Raw genomic sequence first — 14,104 nt, 5'->3', positions numbered from 1 at the left:
AAATAAAAACGATGCATACCTCAACGACCAGTACTGTTCCATTAGAACTGTGGACAGCAGAACAATTACAACTCGCCACCCAAGGGGAGTGGCATCAGCAAAATGTTCCGCAGGGTGAAATTAAACGTATTTTGACTGACTCACGTCACGCTGAGGCGGGCGATGCATTTCTCGCTTTAAAAGGTGAACGTTTTGATGCGCATAGTTTTGTAGCACAAGTGGCTGCACAAGGTTGTCAGATTGCCATCGTAGAGCATCCTGTTGATGCTGATATTGCACAGCTCGTCGTAAAAGATACACGCTTGGCATTAGGACATCTTGGAGCCTATCGCCGTCAGCAAAACCAACAGTTGAAAGTCATTGCCTTGACGGGTAGCAGTGGTAAAACCACCACCAAAGAAATGCTGGGCAGTATTTTATCTCGTTTAGCACCAACCCTGATCACGCGTGGCAACCTGAATAATGATTTGGGCGTGCCGATGATGTTGCTGGAACTGCGTCAGGAACATCAATATGCCGTGATGGAGCTGGGTGCCAGTCATCAAGGTGAAATTGATTATACCTCGAATCTGGTACAGCCACATGTGGCAGGCATTTTGAATATTGGTACAGCGCACTTGGGTGAATTTGGTGGTCGCGAGGGCATTTGCCGCGCTAAATCAGAAATCTATGCACATATTTTGCCGCAAGGTACCGCAATTGTTCCTGCACAAGATGATTATGCAGCTACTATTCGTGAAAATGCACAGGCACACCCGATTCTGAGTTTTGGTGGAGGCGGCGATGTCTTTGCGACCGATATTCAACTTCATCCTCAATCGGCACAATTTAATTTGCATACGCCACAAGGTGTTCGTGCAGTGAACTTGCCATTTGCAGGGGCGCATAATGTACAGAATGCCGCAGCAGCGACCGCATTTGCTTTAGCGCTTGGTATTGCGCTTGATGATATTGTGCAAGGCTTAGAGCAAGCACAAGGTGCCAAAGGTCGTCTGAACTTTATTCAGCAGCAGAATCATCTGTTTATTGATGATACCTATAATGCCAACCCGACTTCCATGCGTGCAGCAGCACAGGTGCTCTTGCAGCAGCAGGGCTTAAAAGTCATGGTGATGGGCGATATTGGTGAGCTGGGTGATAGTAGCTGGCAAGAGCATCATGATCTCGGTCGAGACTTGGCATCGTTACCGTTAGATCATCTGGTTGTCGTCGGTGAATTCGCTGAAGCAGCGCAACAAGGTTCATCTCATTCAGAAAAGTTACATGCCTTTGCAACACAGGCAGAAGCATTACCGTTTTTAATTAATTTAGTCCAAACACATCAACCCCAGTCAATGAGTTTCCTGTTTAAAGGGTCTCGTTATACCCATATGGAAACGTTGATGGCTGACTTGATGGAGAAAATTTAAATGTTGTTATGGTTATTTGAACAATTGGCGGACTATAACAGTTCGTTTCAGGTTGTTCGTTATTTAACGTTGCGCTCTTTGTTGAGCTTGCTGACTGCCTTGACGATCGGACTGGTATTAGGCCCAGTCATGATTCGTAAATTACAGGCATTAAAATATGGTCAGGCGGTGAGCTCTTTTGCGCCAGAAAACCATGCCAAAAAAATGGGTACCCCAACCATGGGCGGGATCCTCATTTTACTCTCTATCGGGATCAGTACGTTATTGTGGGCTGATTTATCCAATCCCTATGTCTGGATCGTACTTGGCGTGATGGTGGTCTTTGGTGCGGTAGGTTGGGCTGATGATTGGATTAAAGTTCGTTATAAAGACAATGCAGGCTTGCCAGCACGCAAGAAGTTTTTCTGGACTTCGGTAGCGTCTCTAGGAGCAGGTATTGCCTTATATGTGATTGCAAAACAGCAGGATAGCGCAGTACATACAGCGAATATGCTGGACTTGCTGATTCCTTTCTTTAAGAATCTCTCGATTCCATTATCAGCGGTTCCACTAGGCTTGGCGTTTATTGTCTTTACTTATCTGGTGATTAACGGCGCATCGAATGCGGTGAATCTGACGGATGGTCTCGATGGTTTGGCGATCATGCCAATCGTAATGGTCGCAGCAGGTTTAGGTGTATTTGCTTATTTATCGGGTGATATCCGTTTCGCTGAATATTTGCATATTCCTTATGTAAAATATACCTCTGAGCTGGTAGTCATCTGTTCGGCAATGGTCGGTGCTGGTTTGGCCTTCCTCTGGTACAATGCGCATCCAGCTCAAGTCTTTATGGGCGATGTCGGTGCATTGGCACTCGGTGCGATGCTCGGTACCATTGCGGTGATGGTTCGTCAGGAAATCGTATTTGCGATTATGGGCGGTGTCTTTGTGATGGAAGCCATTTCTGTGTTCTTACAGATCGGTTCATTGCGTATGCGTAACAAGCGTGTGTTCTTGATGGCGCCTCTGCATCACCATTATGAAAAACAAGGCTGGAAAGAAACACAGGTTGTGATTCGTTTCTGGATTATCACGATTTTCCTCGTCGTGTTAGGCTTAATGACCTTAAAATTACGTTAAACCAAGATTCAAGAAAGAAGCTGGTATTGACCAGCTTTTTTTTATGTTTGGAGAAAATAGATGAGTTTGTTGATGTGTCCTGTTTGTCGCCAATCATTGAATTTGGTTGAAAATTCCTGGCGTTGTGAAAAAGGGCATCACTATGATGTAGCGAAACAGGGCTATGTCAATTTACATGTGGTGCAGCATAAACATAGCAAGTCACCTGGAGACACGCCTGAGTCGGTACTGGCACGTCGTGAGTTTCTGCAAGCAGGTTTTTATCAACCTTTGCAGCAGGCTGTGGTTGAGATTCTGCAACAGCTTAAACCTCAAGCTGTGCTGGATATTGGTTGTGGTGAAGGTTATTACACCAGTGCAATGCAGGCGCATACTCAACAGTGTATCGGAGTGGATATTGCCAAAACTGCGGTGCAAAGAGCAGCTAAGTTGAATTCAAAAGTGACTTGGGTGGTAGGAACAGGAGCGACTTTGCCTGTTCAGGATCATTCAATTGACCTTTGCACCAGTCTGTTTAGTCCAATTCCCCAAGATGAAATCATGCGAGTGCTACAAGAAGATGGCTATCTGATTGTGGTCACGCCTGCACCACGTCATTTATACGATTTGCGTGAAGCCTTGTTTGAGCAGGTGAACTTGCATGAGCCACAGAAGTTTGTGGAGCAGTTAGATGCACAGTTTGAGCTAAAACAGGAGCAGGTGGTTGAGAGCATCATGTCACTGGATCAGCAGGCTTTGAAAAATCTGATCGCCATGACGCCGTATGCTTATAAGGCCAATCCTGAGCGACGCAAATTGCTAGAGCAGTCATCACAATTTGCAGCGACCGCCTCCTTCCAGATTTATCTGTTCCAGAAAAAAAAGAAGCCATCAATTTGATGGCTTCTTTTTTGGTTACTGAATCTGATTAATCAGATTTTCAATTCCGTCACGCTCTTTTTGAGGTGCTGGATTATTCCCCATTGCTGGTGGCTGCTTTTTGGCAGGAACAATCGGACGTTCCTCAACTGAGGTTGGTGGCGTTGTTCCTGGCAAGTCAGAAAAGTCGTTTTGAGTTGATCGTGTTGGTACAGGCGGAGCTGGGCGATAAAGTGGACGAGCCAGTGGTGGCGAAGCACGATATTCTTTTTTGTCTTCACTTTGCTGGATCTGTAATTTATCACGCGAAATTGGATCTTTCGCCTCTTTATCTAGACGTACCCATGCCGATGGCGTGTCTTTTAATGATTGACCCATGAAGTTGGTCCAGATCGGAAGGGCTGCAACACCACCGTATTCACGACGACCTAGCGTACGCGGTTGGTCAAAGCCAACCCAAGCCACAGCAACCAACTTGCCATTGAAGCCCGCGAACCATGCATCTTTCGCATCGTTGGTTGTTCCTGTTTTACCACCCAAATCATCACGGCCGATTTTCATCGCAGCACGTCCGGTACCGTGTTGAATTACATCACGTAAGATGTTGGCCATGTCATAAGCTGAGCTTGATTTCAGGATGCGTTGTGCCTGACGATAGTCACCATTTGGCTTGCTTGCTTTTTGAGTATCAGCAGCAGTCATTGGTATTTCAGATGTTGCATTTGTATCATCCAAAGTCGCATTGGTGATTTCTTTGACTTCATCTTTTTTGCTTGCATCAGCCGTTTGTTGTTTTGCATCGTTCTTTGCAGTGGCAATACAAGGAATACATGCATACTCAGGCTTTGCTTCATAAATGACTTTGCCATACGCATCTTCAATACGTGTAATAAAGTGCGGCTGGATACGGTAACCGCCATTGGCAAATGTTGCATAACCTGTTGCCATTTGAATCGGTAACACCTGCGGCGTACCTAAGGCAATGGTGTAGTTACGCGGAATCTGGTCATCTTGTAAACCAAAATCCATAAACAGTTGGCGGGTACGTTCGATCCCGACGTTTTGTAATAAACGAACAGAAACCGAGTTTCGTGACAAGTAAAGAGCACGACGTAATGGAATCATACCAAGATAGCGGCCATCCGCGTTTCTTGGTGACCATTTCCCAATGGTAATAGGGCTATCGTTAACCATGCTATATGGCGTCATACCACGCTCTAAAGCCAGCGCATACACGAATGGTTTAATGGTAGAACCAGGTTGTCTCCAACCTTGTAAAGCACGGTTAAATTTTGATTGATAGAAGTTATAGCCACCGACAACCGCTTCAATTGCACCGTCATTTGGATTAATGGCAATTAACTGACCTTGTACCTTTGGTACTTGAGTCAAAGCCCATACCGTTTTGCCTTCATTTGGACGCAAACGCACAATATCTTTGACTTTGACAATCTGTGAAGCATTCGATGGTGCGCCACCCACGCTATTGGCGTTGCGATATGGACGTACCCAAGACATGCCTGACCAGTTTACTGTTACGGTTGAACCATCTTGCATTAAGGCTTCAAAAGAATTGTTATTCACTTTGGTGACTTGAGCAGGGTAGGTGTTCGCATAGGCCATGAACTGTTTTAAAGGTTTATCATGTGCTTCTGGACCGCGCCAGCCATGACGACGGTCATATGCTTCCAGTCCATTTTGAATCGCTTGTTCTGCATAACGCTGACGGTTGCTATCAACGGTGGTGTAAACCTTATAACCCGAATCAATCGCCTGTTCGCCAAAATGCTCAACTAATTCGGAACGGACCATTTCTCCGACATAGGGAAAAACGTTACTCACCGAGCGATCAACCATATTCAGATTAATCGGCTCGGCAACCGCTTGCTGGTATTGATTCTGGTTGATATAACCCAGCTGCAGCATACGTCCCAAAATCCAGTTACGACGCTCAAGCGCACGATCTGGGTTAACTACAGGGTTATATTTTGATGGTGCTTTCGGTAGGCCTGCAATCATTGCCATTTGTGCGGTGGTTAGCTCATTCAGGTTTTTGTTGTAATAGATACGAGCAGCCGCAGCGATACCGTAGGCATTTTTACCCAAGAAAATTTTATTGACATACGCCGTCAAAATTTCCTGTTTTGTTAAATTCTGTTCGATTTTTCGTGCAAGAAAAACCTCAGTCAGTTTACGTCTTAGTGTTCGGTCTGGACTTAAATAATAGTTCTTCGCAACCTGCATGGTAATGGTTGAGCCCCCAGTCTGGACATCAGAACCAGTAACAGATTCAGTCAAAGCTCGCCCTAAGCCTTTAAAACTGATGCCGTTATGCTCAAAAAATGAGGAGTCTTCTGCTGCAAGGAAACCATGAATAAAGGTCGGAGGAATCTGTTCATACTTAACAGGAATTGATAATTTCCCGCCATATTCCGCAATCAACTTATTATCTGCCGTATAGACTTGCAATGGTTTTAATAAAGGCGCTTTTTTTAATGAGCTCATATCTGGCAATGATGGCGCGAGATAGAGATACATGCCATAAAATCCCATTGGAAGTGAGACTAAGATAATAATAACGATCAAAAAAAATGGGCGAACAATACCAGAACTGGATAGCTTTTTCATAATAAGTAAGTTTTAATAAGAGCGAATGGCAAACTAATTGTGGTCAGTATATCCTTTAGACATGCGGATTGTTAGATGAGTTATTGTATCCGTATCAATTAAAGACCAAAACAAAATTAGTATGTTGAATTTTTGGGGATAAAAAAATAAATAGGAAAGTACTGTGCTCAGGTTATATCGTAAACCAAATAAGGGGTTAGTGGGTGTCGATATTAGTTCGACAACTGTTAAATTATTGGAGCTCTCTGTAAAGAACGGTAGATATTGGGTTGAAAGTTATGCGGTGATGCCATTACCTGAAAATAGTGTAGTGGAAAAAAGCATTCTGAACCCAGAGGCGGTGGGTGATGCGCTTGAGAGAGTCGTCAACCTTGCGAATCCTCACACCACCAATGTTGCATTTGCAGTGCCTACTTCTATGGTCATTAACAAGATTATAGAAATGGATGCTGACATGTCGGATGAAGAACGTGAAGTTCAGATCCGTATGGACGCTGAGCAATACATTCCGTTCCCGTTAGATGAAGTGAGTCTGGATTTTGAAGTTTTACCTGACCGTTTGGCCAATGCAAACCGGGTAAACGTACTGCTCGTGGCGACACGAACAGAAAATGTAGACACACGTGTCGAAGTGCTTGAACTGGCTGGCCTCACCGCAAAAATCGCTGAAGTTGAAAGTTACGCAATGGAGCGTGCTTTTAGTGTCTTTGCTGATACCTTGCCAATGGGTGCCAATACGGTCGGTATTCTGGATATTGGTCACACTATGACCACGCTTTCTGTGATGCAGAAAGGCAAAATTATTTATACCCGTGAGCAAGTGTTTGGCGGTCGTCAACTGACTCAAGATGTACAAAGCCGTTATGGCTTGTCTTTTGAGGAAGCGGGTCGTGCCAAAAAAGAAAGAACACTGCCAGATGATTATGATACCGAGGTGCTTGAGCCTTTCCTTGATGCAGTCGTTCAGCAAGCTGCACGTTCACTCCAGTTCTTCTTTTCATCTTCTCAGTTCAATGAGATTGATCATATTTTACTTGCTGGCGGGAATGCCAATATTCCTGGTCTGGCGAAATTATTACAACAAAAGCTCGGTTACCGAGTGACCATTGCCAATCCATTTTTACAAATGGGTTTTTCTCCCCAAATTGATATTAAAAAAATTGAAAATGATGCTTCCTCTTTAATGGTGGCATGTGGTTTGGCAATGAGGAGTTTTGATTAATGGCAAAGATTAACTTACTCCCTTGGCGTGATGAGCTAAGAGAACAAAGAAAGAAACAGTTTGTCGCTTTTTGTGTTGGGGTTGCTGCATTAGGGGTTGCATCGGTGTTTTCAGGCTGGATGTATTTTGACCATAAACTGAGTGATCAGGAACAGGCCAATCAGCTGATTGTGAGTACCAATCAGAATCTGGATACACAACTGAAAGCTCTGGATGGTTTGCAAGAACGCCGTAATGCCATTATTGAGCGTATGAAGCTGATTCAGGGTTTACAAGGGCAACGTCCAGTTACGGTACGTCTGGTGGATGAACTGGTTCGCGTCACACCACCGACCATGTACTTGACCAAGTTTACCCGTACAGGTGATAAATTCACCATCGAAGGTAAAGCAGAAAGCCCGAATACCGTGGCTGAACTGTTGCGTAATCTTGAGGCTTCGCCGTGGTATCGCAATGCCTTTATGAACTCATTCCTTGCAGTAGATGAAGATAAAAACAAAGATAAAGCAGCAAGCTCGCTGGTTCCTCGGGTTGAGGAAAACTATGGAAGTTTTATTGTCACTGTAGATTTGGGTGAGATTGGTACAACTGTTGAGGCTGCACCAACAACAGAACAGGCAGCATCAGGGACAGTAGCAGTGGGGACCGCGAAATGAACCAAGATGAATTGAATCAAGACACCGTTGCTGTCAAGAAAAAGAAAATGACGGTCGAGCAGTTCTTCCAGCAATTTAATACGCTGGACATGAACAATTACGGCAGTTGGCCTTTATCTGTCAAAATCACGTGCTGGATCTTCGTATTTTTAGCTGTGATTGCGCTGGGTTATTTTGTGGTGATTAAATCTCAGCTCGAAGCGATTGAGAATGCTCAGGCGCAGGAACAAAGCTTACTCAATGAATTTAGAGAAAAAGATTCCAAACTGCGTAACTTGCAACAATACCAAGCGCAGTTGCAAGAAATGGAAGCGAATTTTAATCAACAATTAGAACAGCTACCAAAAGAAACAGAGATTCCGAGTCTGGTTGAAGACATCAACTTGACGGGTGTCAACTCTGGCCTGAAATTTAAAAACATCCGTCTGGAAAATGAAGTCAAACAAGAGTTCTTTATTGAGCAGCCAATCAGTATCGATGCGACAGGCGATTACCATGCGTTTGGTGCTTTCGTGACAGGTATTGCAGCCTTGCCTCGTATTGTGACTTTGCATGACTTTACGGTTGAAGCAAAAGAAGATACCCAGAAAAAATCTGATATTCCTGTGGTGAATTATACTGTGAAAGCCAAGACCTACCGTTATGTAGGCGCGGATGATCAGGCCAATGCCGCTGCGGCAGCGACAAATAATCCACCTGCTGCAGGAGGAAAGTAAGCCATGAATAATTATAAATTACTACTTAGCTTGTTGCTTGGATTGGGGTTGGTTGGATGTGATTCGCGTATTGATGCAGTCAACCAGAAGATGGCTGAAATCCGAAATCAGCCGCCTTTACCGATTGAACCTGCACCTGTATTTACACCTGTACCGTTATTTAACTATTCGGCACATCAGCTGAAAAGCCCATTTATGCCAAGTTCTTTAGCTGCCGAGTTAAAGATTATGGCAGGCAAACGTGTGTATCCGAACTTTAATCGTCAGCCACAACCTCTAGAGAGCTATGCGCTGGAATCATTAAATATGAAGGGTAGTATGCGTGGCAGAAGCAGCGAGACGATTGCTTTGATTCAAACACCTGATGGGCAAATCGAGCGCGTACAAGTGGGTAGTTATTTGGGGATGAATCAGGGGCGCATCATTAAAATTAGCCCGACTCAGATAGATTTGGTGGAAATCGTACCTGATGGACGAGAAGGTTACGTAGAAAGACCTCGAACACTCGTTCTCATTGGGCCAGCACCATAAGATTAAGGGAATAACAATGAAAAAACAGTTTAAAGATTCTTTATTTGGGGAAGCGAAGACCATGAATCATGCATTCCGTCAATTTTCTATGGCTGCGATTACGCTTGCGGTGATGCAGGTTGCATCAGCACAAGTCAGCATGACCAATATTGTACCCATGAATTTGGCTGAACAAGGTACAGAAATCCGCGTCATGTTTAATGGTTTGCCACCGCAACCACAAGCTTATCAGCTTGAACAGCCTGCTCGCTTGATTCTGGATTTTGATAAAGCACAACAAACCTTAAAACAAACTTCTATTCCAGTTTCAACCAATGAAGCAAGTTCTGTTGAAGTTGCGGCAGATGACCAGCGTTCTCGTGTGATTGTGAATTTGAAAGATGCTGGTGCATTTACGACACGTGTGGAAGGCAATACGTTTGTACTGAAAATTAATTCAGCCAAGCCTGCGGCAATGGCGGCTCCAGTCGCTGCTGTGCGTCAGGCGCAACAAGGTATTTCCAATATTGGTTTCCAGCGTGGCAATCAGGGCGAAGGGCTGGTAGTCATTGATTTATTAGGCAATAACACACCAGTAGATGTGCAACAGCAAGGCAGTAAAATTGTTGTGCGTACCATGGGGAATAAAATCCCGACGCATTTGGCTCGTCGTTTAAATACCAATGACTTCGCAACGCCTGTCGCAAGTATTGATGCCTATAACGACAAGGGCAATGGTGTAATCACCATTCAGTCTGCGGGTAGCTATGAATATATGGCTTATCAGGCAGAAAATAAACTGACCATCAGCTTAAAGCGTCCTGAAGATAAATCACCGACCAAGGCCAAGACCCAAACCTATACCGGGAATAAAATTTCTTTAGACTTCCAGGATATTGAAGTACGCCGTGTATTGCAGTTACTTGCAGACTTTACCGGTATCAATATGGTGGCCGCAGATACGGTGCAAGGTAATATCACCTTACGTCTTAAAGATGTGCCGTGGGATCAGGCTTTGGATATTGTCTTGAAAACCAAGAATCTGGACAAGCGTCGTAATGGTAATGTGATCTGGATTGCACCAGTTTCAGAACTGATTAAGGCTGAGGAAGAAGAAGCTAAAGCGCAGGCACAAAGCGTGAAACTGGCGCCTCTACAAACTGAATATATTACGTTAAGCTATGCAAAAGCAGCGGATATTGAAAAGCTGATTACCCAAGGGAAGAATGCGAACACCAACAATGGTAATTCTTCAAATTCAATCAGCAATGATAATTTAGCGGGTGGTTTGTTAAGTCCTCGCGGAACCATTTCGATTGACCCGCGTACCAATACTTTGATCGTGAATGATACTTCTCAGAAAATTGACCAGATCCGTAAGATGGTTGATCTGTTGGACGTATCGGTTAAACAGGTCATGATTGAAGCGCGTATTGTCAGTGCCAGCACCGATTTTACCAAAGAGATGGGGGTGAAATGGGGAATCTTGTCTCAAGGTATTACCAACAATAATGACCTATTAGTGGGTGGTAGTGATACAACTTTATGGGATTTAAGAAAGCCTGAAAAAGATAGCGATACGGGCGGCTGGAAATATGAAATTGAACGTCCAGATAACCTGAATGTCGACTTGGGTGCAGTTACACCTGGGGCAAGCCGTATTGCTTTTGGTTTAATTAGCCTGTCAGACTTTATGCTGGATTTAGAACTTTCAGCGGTACAGGCCGATGGTTATGGCGAAGTGATTTCAACACCGAAAGTCATGACTGCCGACAAGCAAGCTGCAAAAATTGAATCAGGTAAGAAAATTCCTTATACCTCATCAACCGGTGGTGGTGCGAATGCCGTGCCTAAAACAGAGTTTATTGATGCGACCTTAAGTCTGGATGTGACACCGAGCATTACTCCTGACGGTAAAGTCATGATGAAGCTGAACATTACCAAAGACTCGCAAAGTACGCCGACTCCAACAGGACAGCTCACCATTAATAAAAACCAGATTGATACCAATGTACTGGTGGATAATGGTGAAACCGTAGTGCTTGGTGGTATTTTTGAGCAGGAAAATATCAGCTCTCAAGTGAAAGTACCATTCTTGGGTGACTTACCTTATGTCGGACGCTTATTCCGTCGTGACTTGAAAACAGACAATAAACGTGAGCTACTTATTTTTATTACGCCGAGAATTGTTAATGACACTTTAACCAGAAATCATTAATATATTTTCAATAATCGCAATTCATATAGGTGGCGCGTTGCCAAGCAAAGCGTTTGAAACCCTACCAAATATTTATTTGGTAGGGCCAATGGGGGCAGGAAAAACAACAGTTGGCCGGCATTTAGCAGAATTGCTAGGCCGTGATTTTATTGATAGCGATCATGAAATCGAACGTAAAACAGGTGCCACAATTCCATGGATTTTTGAAAAAGAAGGGGAAGTCGGATTTCGGTTGCGCGAAACCAATGTATTGAATGACTTAACCTCTCGTCCATTATTGGTATTGGCTACAGGCGGTGGCGCAGTCACCCAAGTGAAAAACCGAGAATTTCTGAAACAGCGTGGAATTGTTGTTTATCTTTATACTCCTGTAGAGTTACAACTACAGCGAACCTATCGCGATAAAAATCGCCCTTTATTACAAGTCGAAAATCCAGAGCAAAAACTACGTGACTTATTGGCACTGCGCGATCCTTTATATCGTGAGGTTGCACACTATGTCATTGAAACAAATCAAGGTGCTGCACGGGATTTAGCACAACGTATCTTGCACGTCATTTTATCTAAACAAGTTAAGTAATCGCTGGTTGGTTGTCATTATGCAAACGTTACATGTTGAGTTGGGTGATCGTCGTTATCCAATATTTATTGGTAGTCATTTAGATCCAAAAGAATTGCTTGAGCCTTATTTACATGGTCGACAAGTCATGCTGGTGTCTAACTCAACGGTTGCGCCTTTATATTTACAACATTATATGGATGCCTTGACCCAGCTTGATAAACAAGTTGCTCAATGCATTTTGCCAGATGGTGAGAAATATAAAGACCTTCAGCATTTGAATCTTATTTTCGATGCTTTGCTTGAAGCAGGTTTTAATCGTGATTGTACCGTACTGGCTTTGGGTGGTGGTGTCATCGGCGATATGGCAGGTTTTGCCTCAGCGTGTTTCCAGCGTGGCGTCTATTTTGTTCAGGTGCCAACCACCTTGTTGTCACAGGTTGACTCAAGCGTAGGTGGCAAAACGGGTATTAACCATCCGTTGGGCAAGAATATGCTGGGTGCTTTCCAGCAGCCACAAGTAGTGCTGGCGGATATGGCTCAGCTAGAGACTTTGCCAGATCGTGAACTGTCTGCGGGCCTGTCAGAAGTGATTAAATATGCCTTATTGGGTGATGTTGATTTTCTGGTCTGGTTAGAACAGAACATGGATGCTTTGGTTGCACGTGATGCAAACTTATTGGCAGAAGCGGTGTATCGCTCATGCGCACATAAAGCCCGTATTGTTGCAAACGATGAAAAAGAGCAGGGCGAGCGCGCCTTACTTAATCTTGGGCATACCTTTGGACACGCGATTGAATCTTATCTGGGTTACGGCACATGGTTGCATGGTGAAGCTGTAGCTACGGGTATGGTGATGGCAGCAGATTTGTCGCACCGTTTAGGCTGGATTTCAGCCGAAGATGTGCAACGTACAAAAAATATCATTCAACGCGCCAATTTACCGATATCATGTCCAAAAATTCCATTAGATGAATTCTTGGCTTATATGTCGCATGATAAAAAAGTCTTAAATGGGCAGTTACGTCTGGTTTTATTGAAAACATTAGGTCAGGCGGTGATTACCAAAGACTTTGACGTTGAGTTAATGAAACAATCTATTCTTGCAAATCAATCTGCATAATTAATTATTTGGGTAAAGCATGGCTGTGTCACGATCAATTTGGCAAAATATTCAACAATATAGCTGGCTCGTTTTTGCGTTGGCTTGTTTAATTGCTGCATTGATATTCTGGGGCGTTACGGATACTAAAGCACTGGTCAAAGAGCAACAGCCGACTGAAACGGAAACACAGGTTCAGATTCAACCTGAAAAGGTGGCCGCGACTGCACATCTGGGTGCACTTTCGGATGAAGTAAAGCCATTAGATACCACGACACGTGTTGTTGTCTCTAATGATCATGCGCCTGAATTCCGTGGAACCAAATATGTTAAGGATAATCAACGCCAGTGGACGATGGAAATTTTCCGCAGTTCGGATGAGGCAATTATTAAAAATTTCTTGTTAAATCGAGCTGATCGCAAGAAGTTTGTTTATTTCCGTCTGAGTGGTGAAGATCAGGTTGAGCAATATGTGCTTACTTATGGTGCTTTTTCAAATGCAGAAGAAGCCACCCGTCAATTTGCCCAGCTCAATCTGGCACTTCCTGAGTCGATAAAGCCGAAAGCACAACAGCTGACAACATATGCTGAGTTTGTGAATGATTTGGGATCTGATGAAATGAAATCGGCGACCAATCAGCTTTATGCAGTACAGTTAAGACCTGCAGCGCTCCCTAGAGTGGATGAAACCTTGTTAATGAATCGAGCACCAGCAACGAGCAATCGGGCGGCAGATTCATCAACAACCGTTAAAACGACTGTGACTCAACGTGATGCACAAGGTAATGTCGTTAACGTTAAACAAAGCCAATCGGCCCCTCCAGCACCGACAAATGCTGAAAAAATAAAAGAAAATTCAGATTCTTCTAAACGAGAAGTAAGCGATCCATTTAATTGATGTTGCACTAAAATTGTGCAGAAGTGATTCTTTTTATAGCAACATGATTTTTTTTGGTGCGTTTTATAACTAGGGGCAAGTTCTTTGCCCCTTATAATTTAAAGTTATTTTAATTTTTTTAATGATTTAGTAAATCCTATTTTACATGGCATGTTTTTTGCATTCTTGTGGTGCTAATTTGTCTGCTCATTGCGCCTTTTGGTACTAAA

The 14,104-nt window shown here is 43.8% G+C and carries 12 protein-coding genes; 11 read left to right on the top strand and 1 reads right to left on the bottom strand.

The window, feature by feature from the left end; genetic code table 11:
- Window positions 1-11 precede the first annotated feature (11 nt).
- From IEV36_RS07720 to IEV36_RS07710, 3 genes are read left to right on the top strand one after another with little or no spacing between them, the layout of a single operon-like run.
- Window positions 12-1,409: a UDP-N-acetylmuramoyl-tripeptide--D-alanyl-D-alanine ligase gene (locus IEV36_RS07720; protein ID WP_005259998.1), complete on the top strand. Its 1,398-nt coding sequence runs from the start codon at window positions 12-14 to the stop codon at window positions 1,407-1,409.
- Window positions 1,410-2,528, top strand: a complete 1,119-nt coding sequence (gene mraY, locus IEV36_RS07715; RefSeq protein ID WP_004776067.1) for a phospho-N-acetylmuramoyl-pentapeptide-transferase — start codon at window positions 1,410-1,412, stop codon at window positions 2,526-2,528. It begins immediately after the preceding gene.
- 60 nt (window positions 2,529-2,588) lie between these two features.
- Window positions 2,589-3,407, top strand: a complete 819-nt coding sequence (locus IEV36_RS07710) for a methyltransferase (RefSeq protein ID WP_005259995.1) — start codon at window positions 2,589-2,591, stop codon at window positions 3,405-3,407.
- Window positions 3,408-3,422: 15 nt separating this feature from the next.
- Here IEV36_RS07710 and ponA read toward each other — a convergent pair whose 3' ends face one another.
- A complete protein-coding gene (gene ponA, locus IEV36_RS07705; protein WP_081402420.1) occupies window positions 3,423-6,014 on the bottom strand; it encodes a penicillin-binding protein PBP1a in 2,592 nt (863 codons plus the stop codon).
- A gap of 163 nt (window positions 6,015-6,177) precedes the next feature.
- On the opposite strand from ponA, the gene IEV36_RS07700 reads away from it, so the two are divergent.
- From IEV36_RS07700 to IEV36_RS07665, 8 genes are all read left to right on the top strand, one after another.
- Window positions 6,178-7,236 (top strand): pilus assembly protein PilM, encoded by a 1,059-nt coding sequence (locus IEV36_RS07700; RefSeq protein ID WP_004776062.1) that lies wholly within the window; start codon window positions 6,178-6,180, stop codon window positions 7,234-7,236.
- On the top strand, window positions 7,236-7,892 hold the full coding sequence (locus tag IEV36_RS07695; protein ID WP_004776060.1) for a PilN domain-containing protein: 657 nt from the start codon (window positions 7,236-7,238) through the stop codon (window positions 7,890-7,892). The genes IEV36_RS07700 and IEV36_RS07695 overlap by 1 nt, the downstream gene beginning before the upstream one ends.
- The gene (locus tag IEV36_RS07690; RefSeq protein WP_004776059.1) at window positions 7,889-8,608 is read left to right on the top strand and encodes a type IV pilus inner membrane component PilO; all 720 of its coding nucleotides are present in this window, start codon (window positions 7,889-7,891) and stop codon (window positions 8,606-8,608) included. Before IEV36_RS07695 ends, IEV36_RS07690 begins: the two co-directional genes overlap by 4 nt.
- A 3-nt stretch (window positions 8,609-8,611) precedes the next feature.
- Window positions 8,612-9,139 carry a pilus assembly protein PilP gene (locus IEV36_RS07685; RefSeq protein WP_004776058.1) on the top strand — a complete coding sequence of 176 codons (528 nt, stop codon included), beginning with the start codon at window positions 8,612-8,614 and terminating at the stop codon, window positions 9,137-9,139.
- A 61-nt stretch (window positions 9,140-9,200) separates the two neighbouring features.
- Window positions 9,201-11,336, top strand: a complete 2,136-nt coding sequence (locus IEV36_RS07680; protein ID WP_171068057.1) for a type IV pilus secretin PilQ — start codon at window positions 9,201-9,203, stop codon at window positions 11,334-11,336.
- A gap of 10 nt (window positions 11,337-11,346) precedes the next feature.
- Window positions 11,347-11,916: a shikimate kinase AroK gene (gene aroK, locus IEV36_RS07675; RefSeq protein ID WP_104021896.1), complete on the top strand. Its 570-nt coding sequence runs from the start codon at window positions 11,347-11,349 to the stop codon at window positions 11,914-11,916.
- 19 nt (window positions 11,917-11,935) lie between these two features.
- Window positions 11,936-13,018 (top strand): 3-dehydroquinate synthase, encoded by a 1,083-nt coding sequence (aroB, locus tag IEV36_RS07670; protein WP_005259989.1) that lies wholly within the window; start codon window positions 11,936-11,938, stop codon window positions 13,016-13,018.
- A 19-nt stretch (window positions 13,019-13,037) separates the two neighbouring features.
- Window positions 13,038-13,895, top strand: coding sequence for a hypothetical protein (locus tag IEV36_RS07665; RefSeq protein WP_005259986.1), 858 nt, complete (start codon window positions 13,038-13,040; stop codon window positions 13,893-13,895).
- Window positions 13,896-14,104 lie beyond the last annotated feature (209 nt).

This window comes from Acinetobacter vivianii, assembly GCF_014635885.1.
In the GTDB taxonomy this organism is placed as follows: domain Bacteria; phylum Pseudomonadota; class Gammaproteobacteria; order Pseudomonadales; family Moraxellaceae; genus Acinetobacter; species Acinetobacter vivianii.
This window is presented reverse-complemented; position numbering and strand designations above follow the sequence as displayed.

Bases quoted from the DNA above. Each gene is read 5' to 3' on its own strand.
- IEV36_RS07720 (WP_005259998.1), top strand. From the start codon at position 12: ATGCATACCTCAACGACCAGTACTGTTCCATTAGAACTGTGGACAGCA.
- mraY (WP_004776067.1), top strand. From the start codon at position 1,410: ATGTTGTTATGGTTATTTGAACAATTGGCGGACTATAACAGTTCGTTT.
- IEV36_RS07710 (WP_005259995.1), top strand. From the start codon at position 2,589: ATGAGTTTGTTGATGTGTCCTGTTTGTCGCCAATCATTGAATTTGGTT.
- ponA (WP_081402420.1), bottom strand. From the start codon at position 6,014: ATGAAAAAGCTATCCAGTTCTGGTATTGTTCGCCCATTTTTTTTGATC.
- IEV36_RS07695 (WP_004776060.1), top strand. From the start codon at position 7,236: ATGGCAAAGATTAACTTACTCCCTTGGCGTGATGAGCTAAGAGAACAA.
- IEV36_RS07690 (WP_004776059.1), top strand. From the start codon at position 7,889: ATGAACCAAGATGAATTGAATCAAGACACCGTTGCTGTCAAGAAAAAG.
- IEV36_RS07685 (WP_004776058.1), top strand. From the start codon at position 8,612: ATGAATAATTATAAATTACTACTTAGCTTGTTGCTTGGATTGGGGTTG.
- IEV36_RS07680 (WP_171068057.1), top strand. From the start codon at position 9,201: ATGAATCATGCATTCCGTCAATTTTCTATGGCTGCGATTACGCTTGCG.
- aroB (WP_005259989.1), top strand. From the start codon at position 11,936: ATGCAAACGTTACATGTTGAGTTGGGTGATCGTCGTTATCCAATATTT.
- IEV36_RS07665 (WP_005259986.1), top strand. From the start codon at position 13,038: ATGGCTGTGTCACGATCAATTTGGCAAAATATTCAACAATATAGCTGG.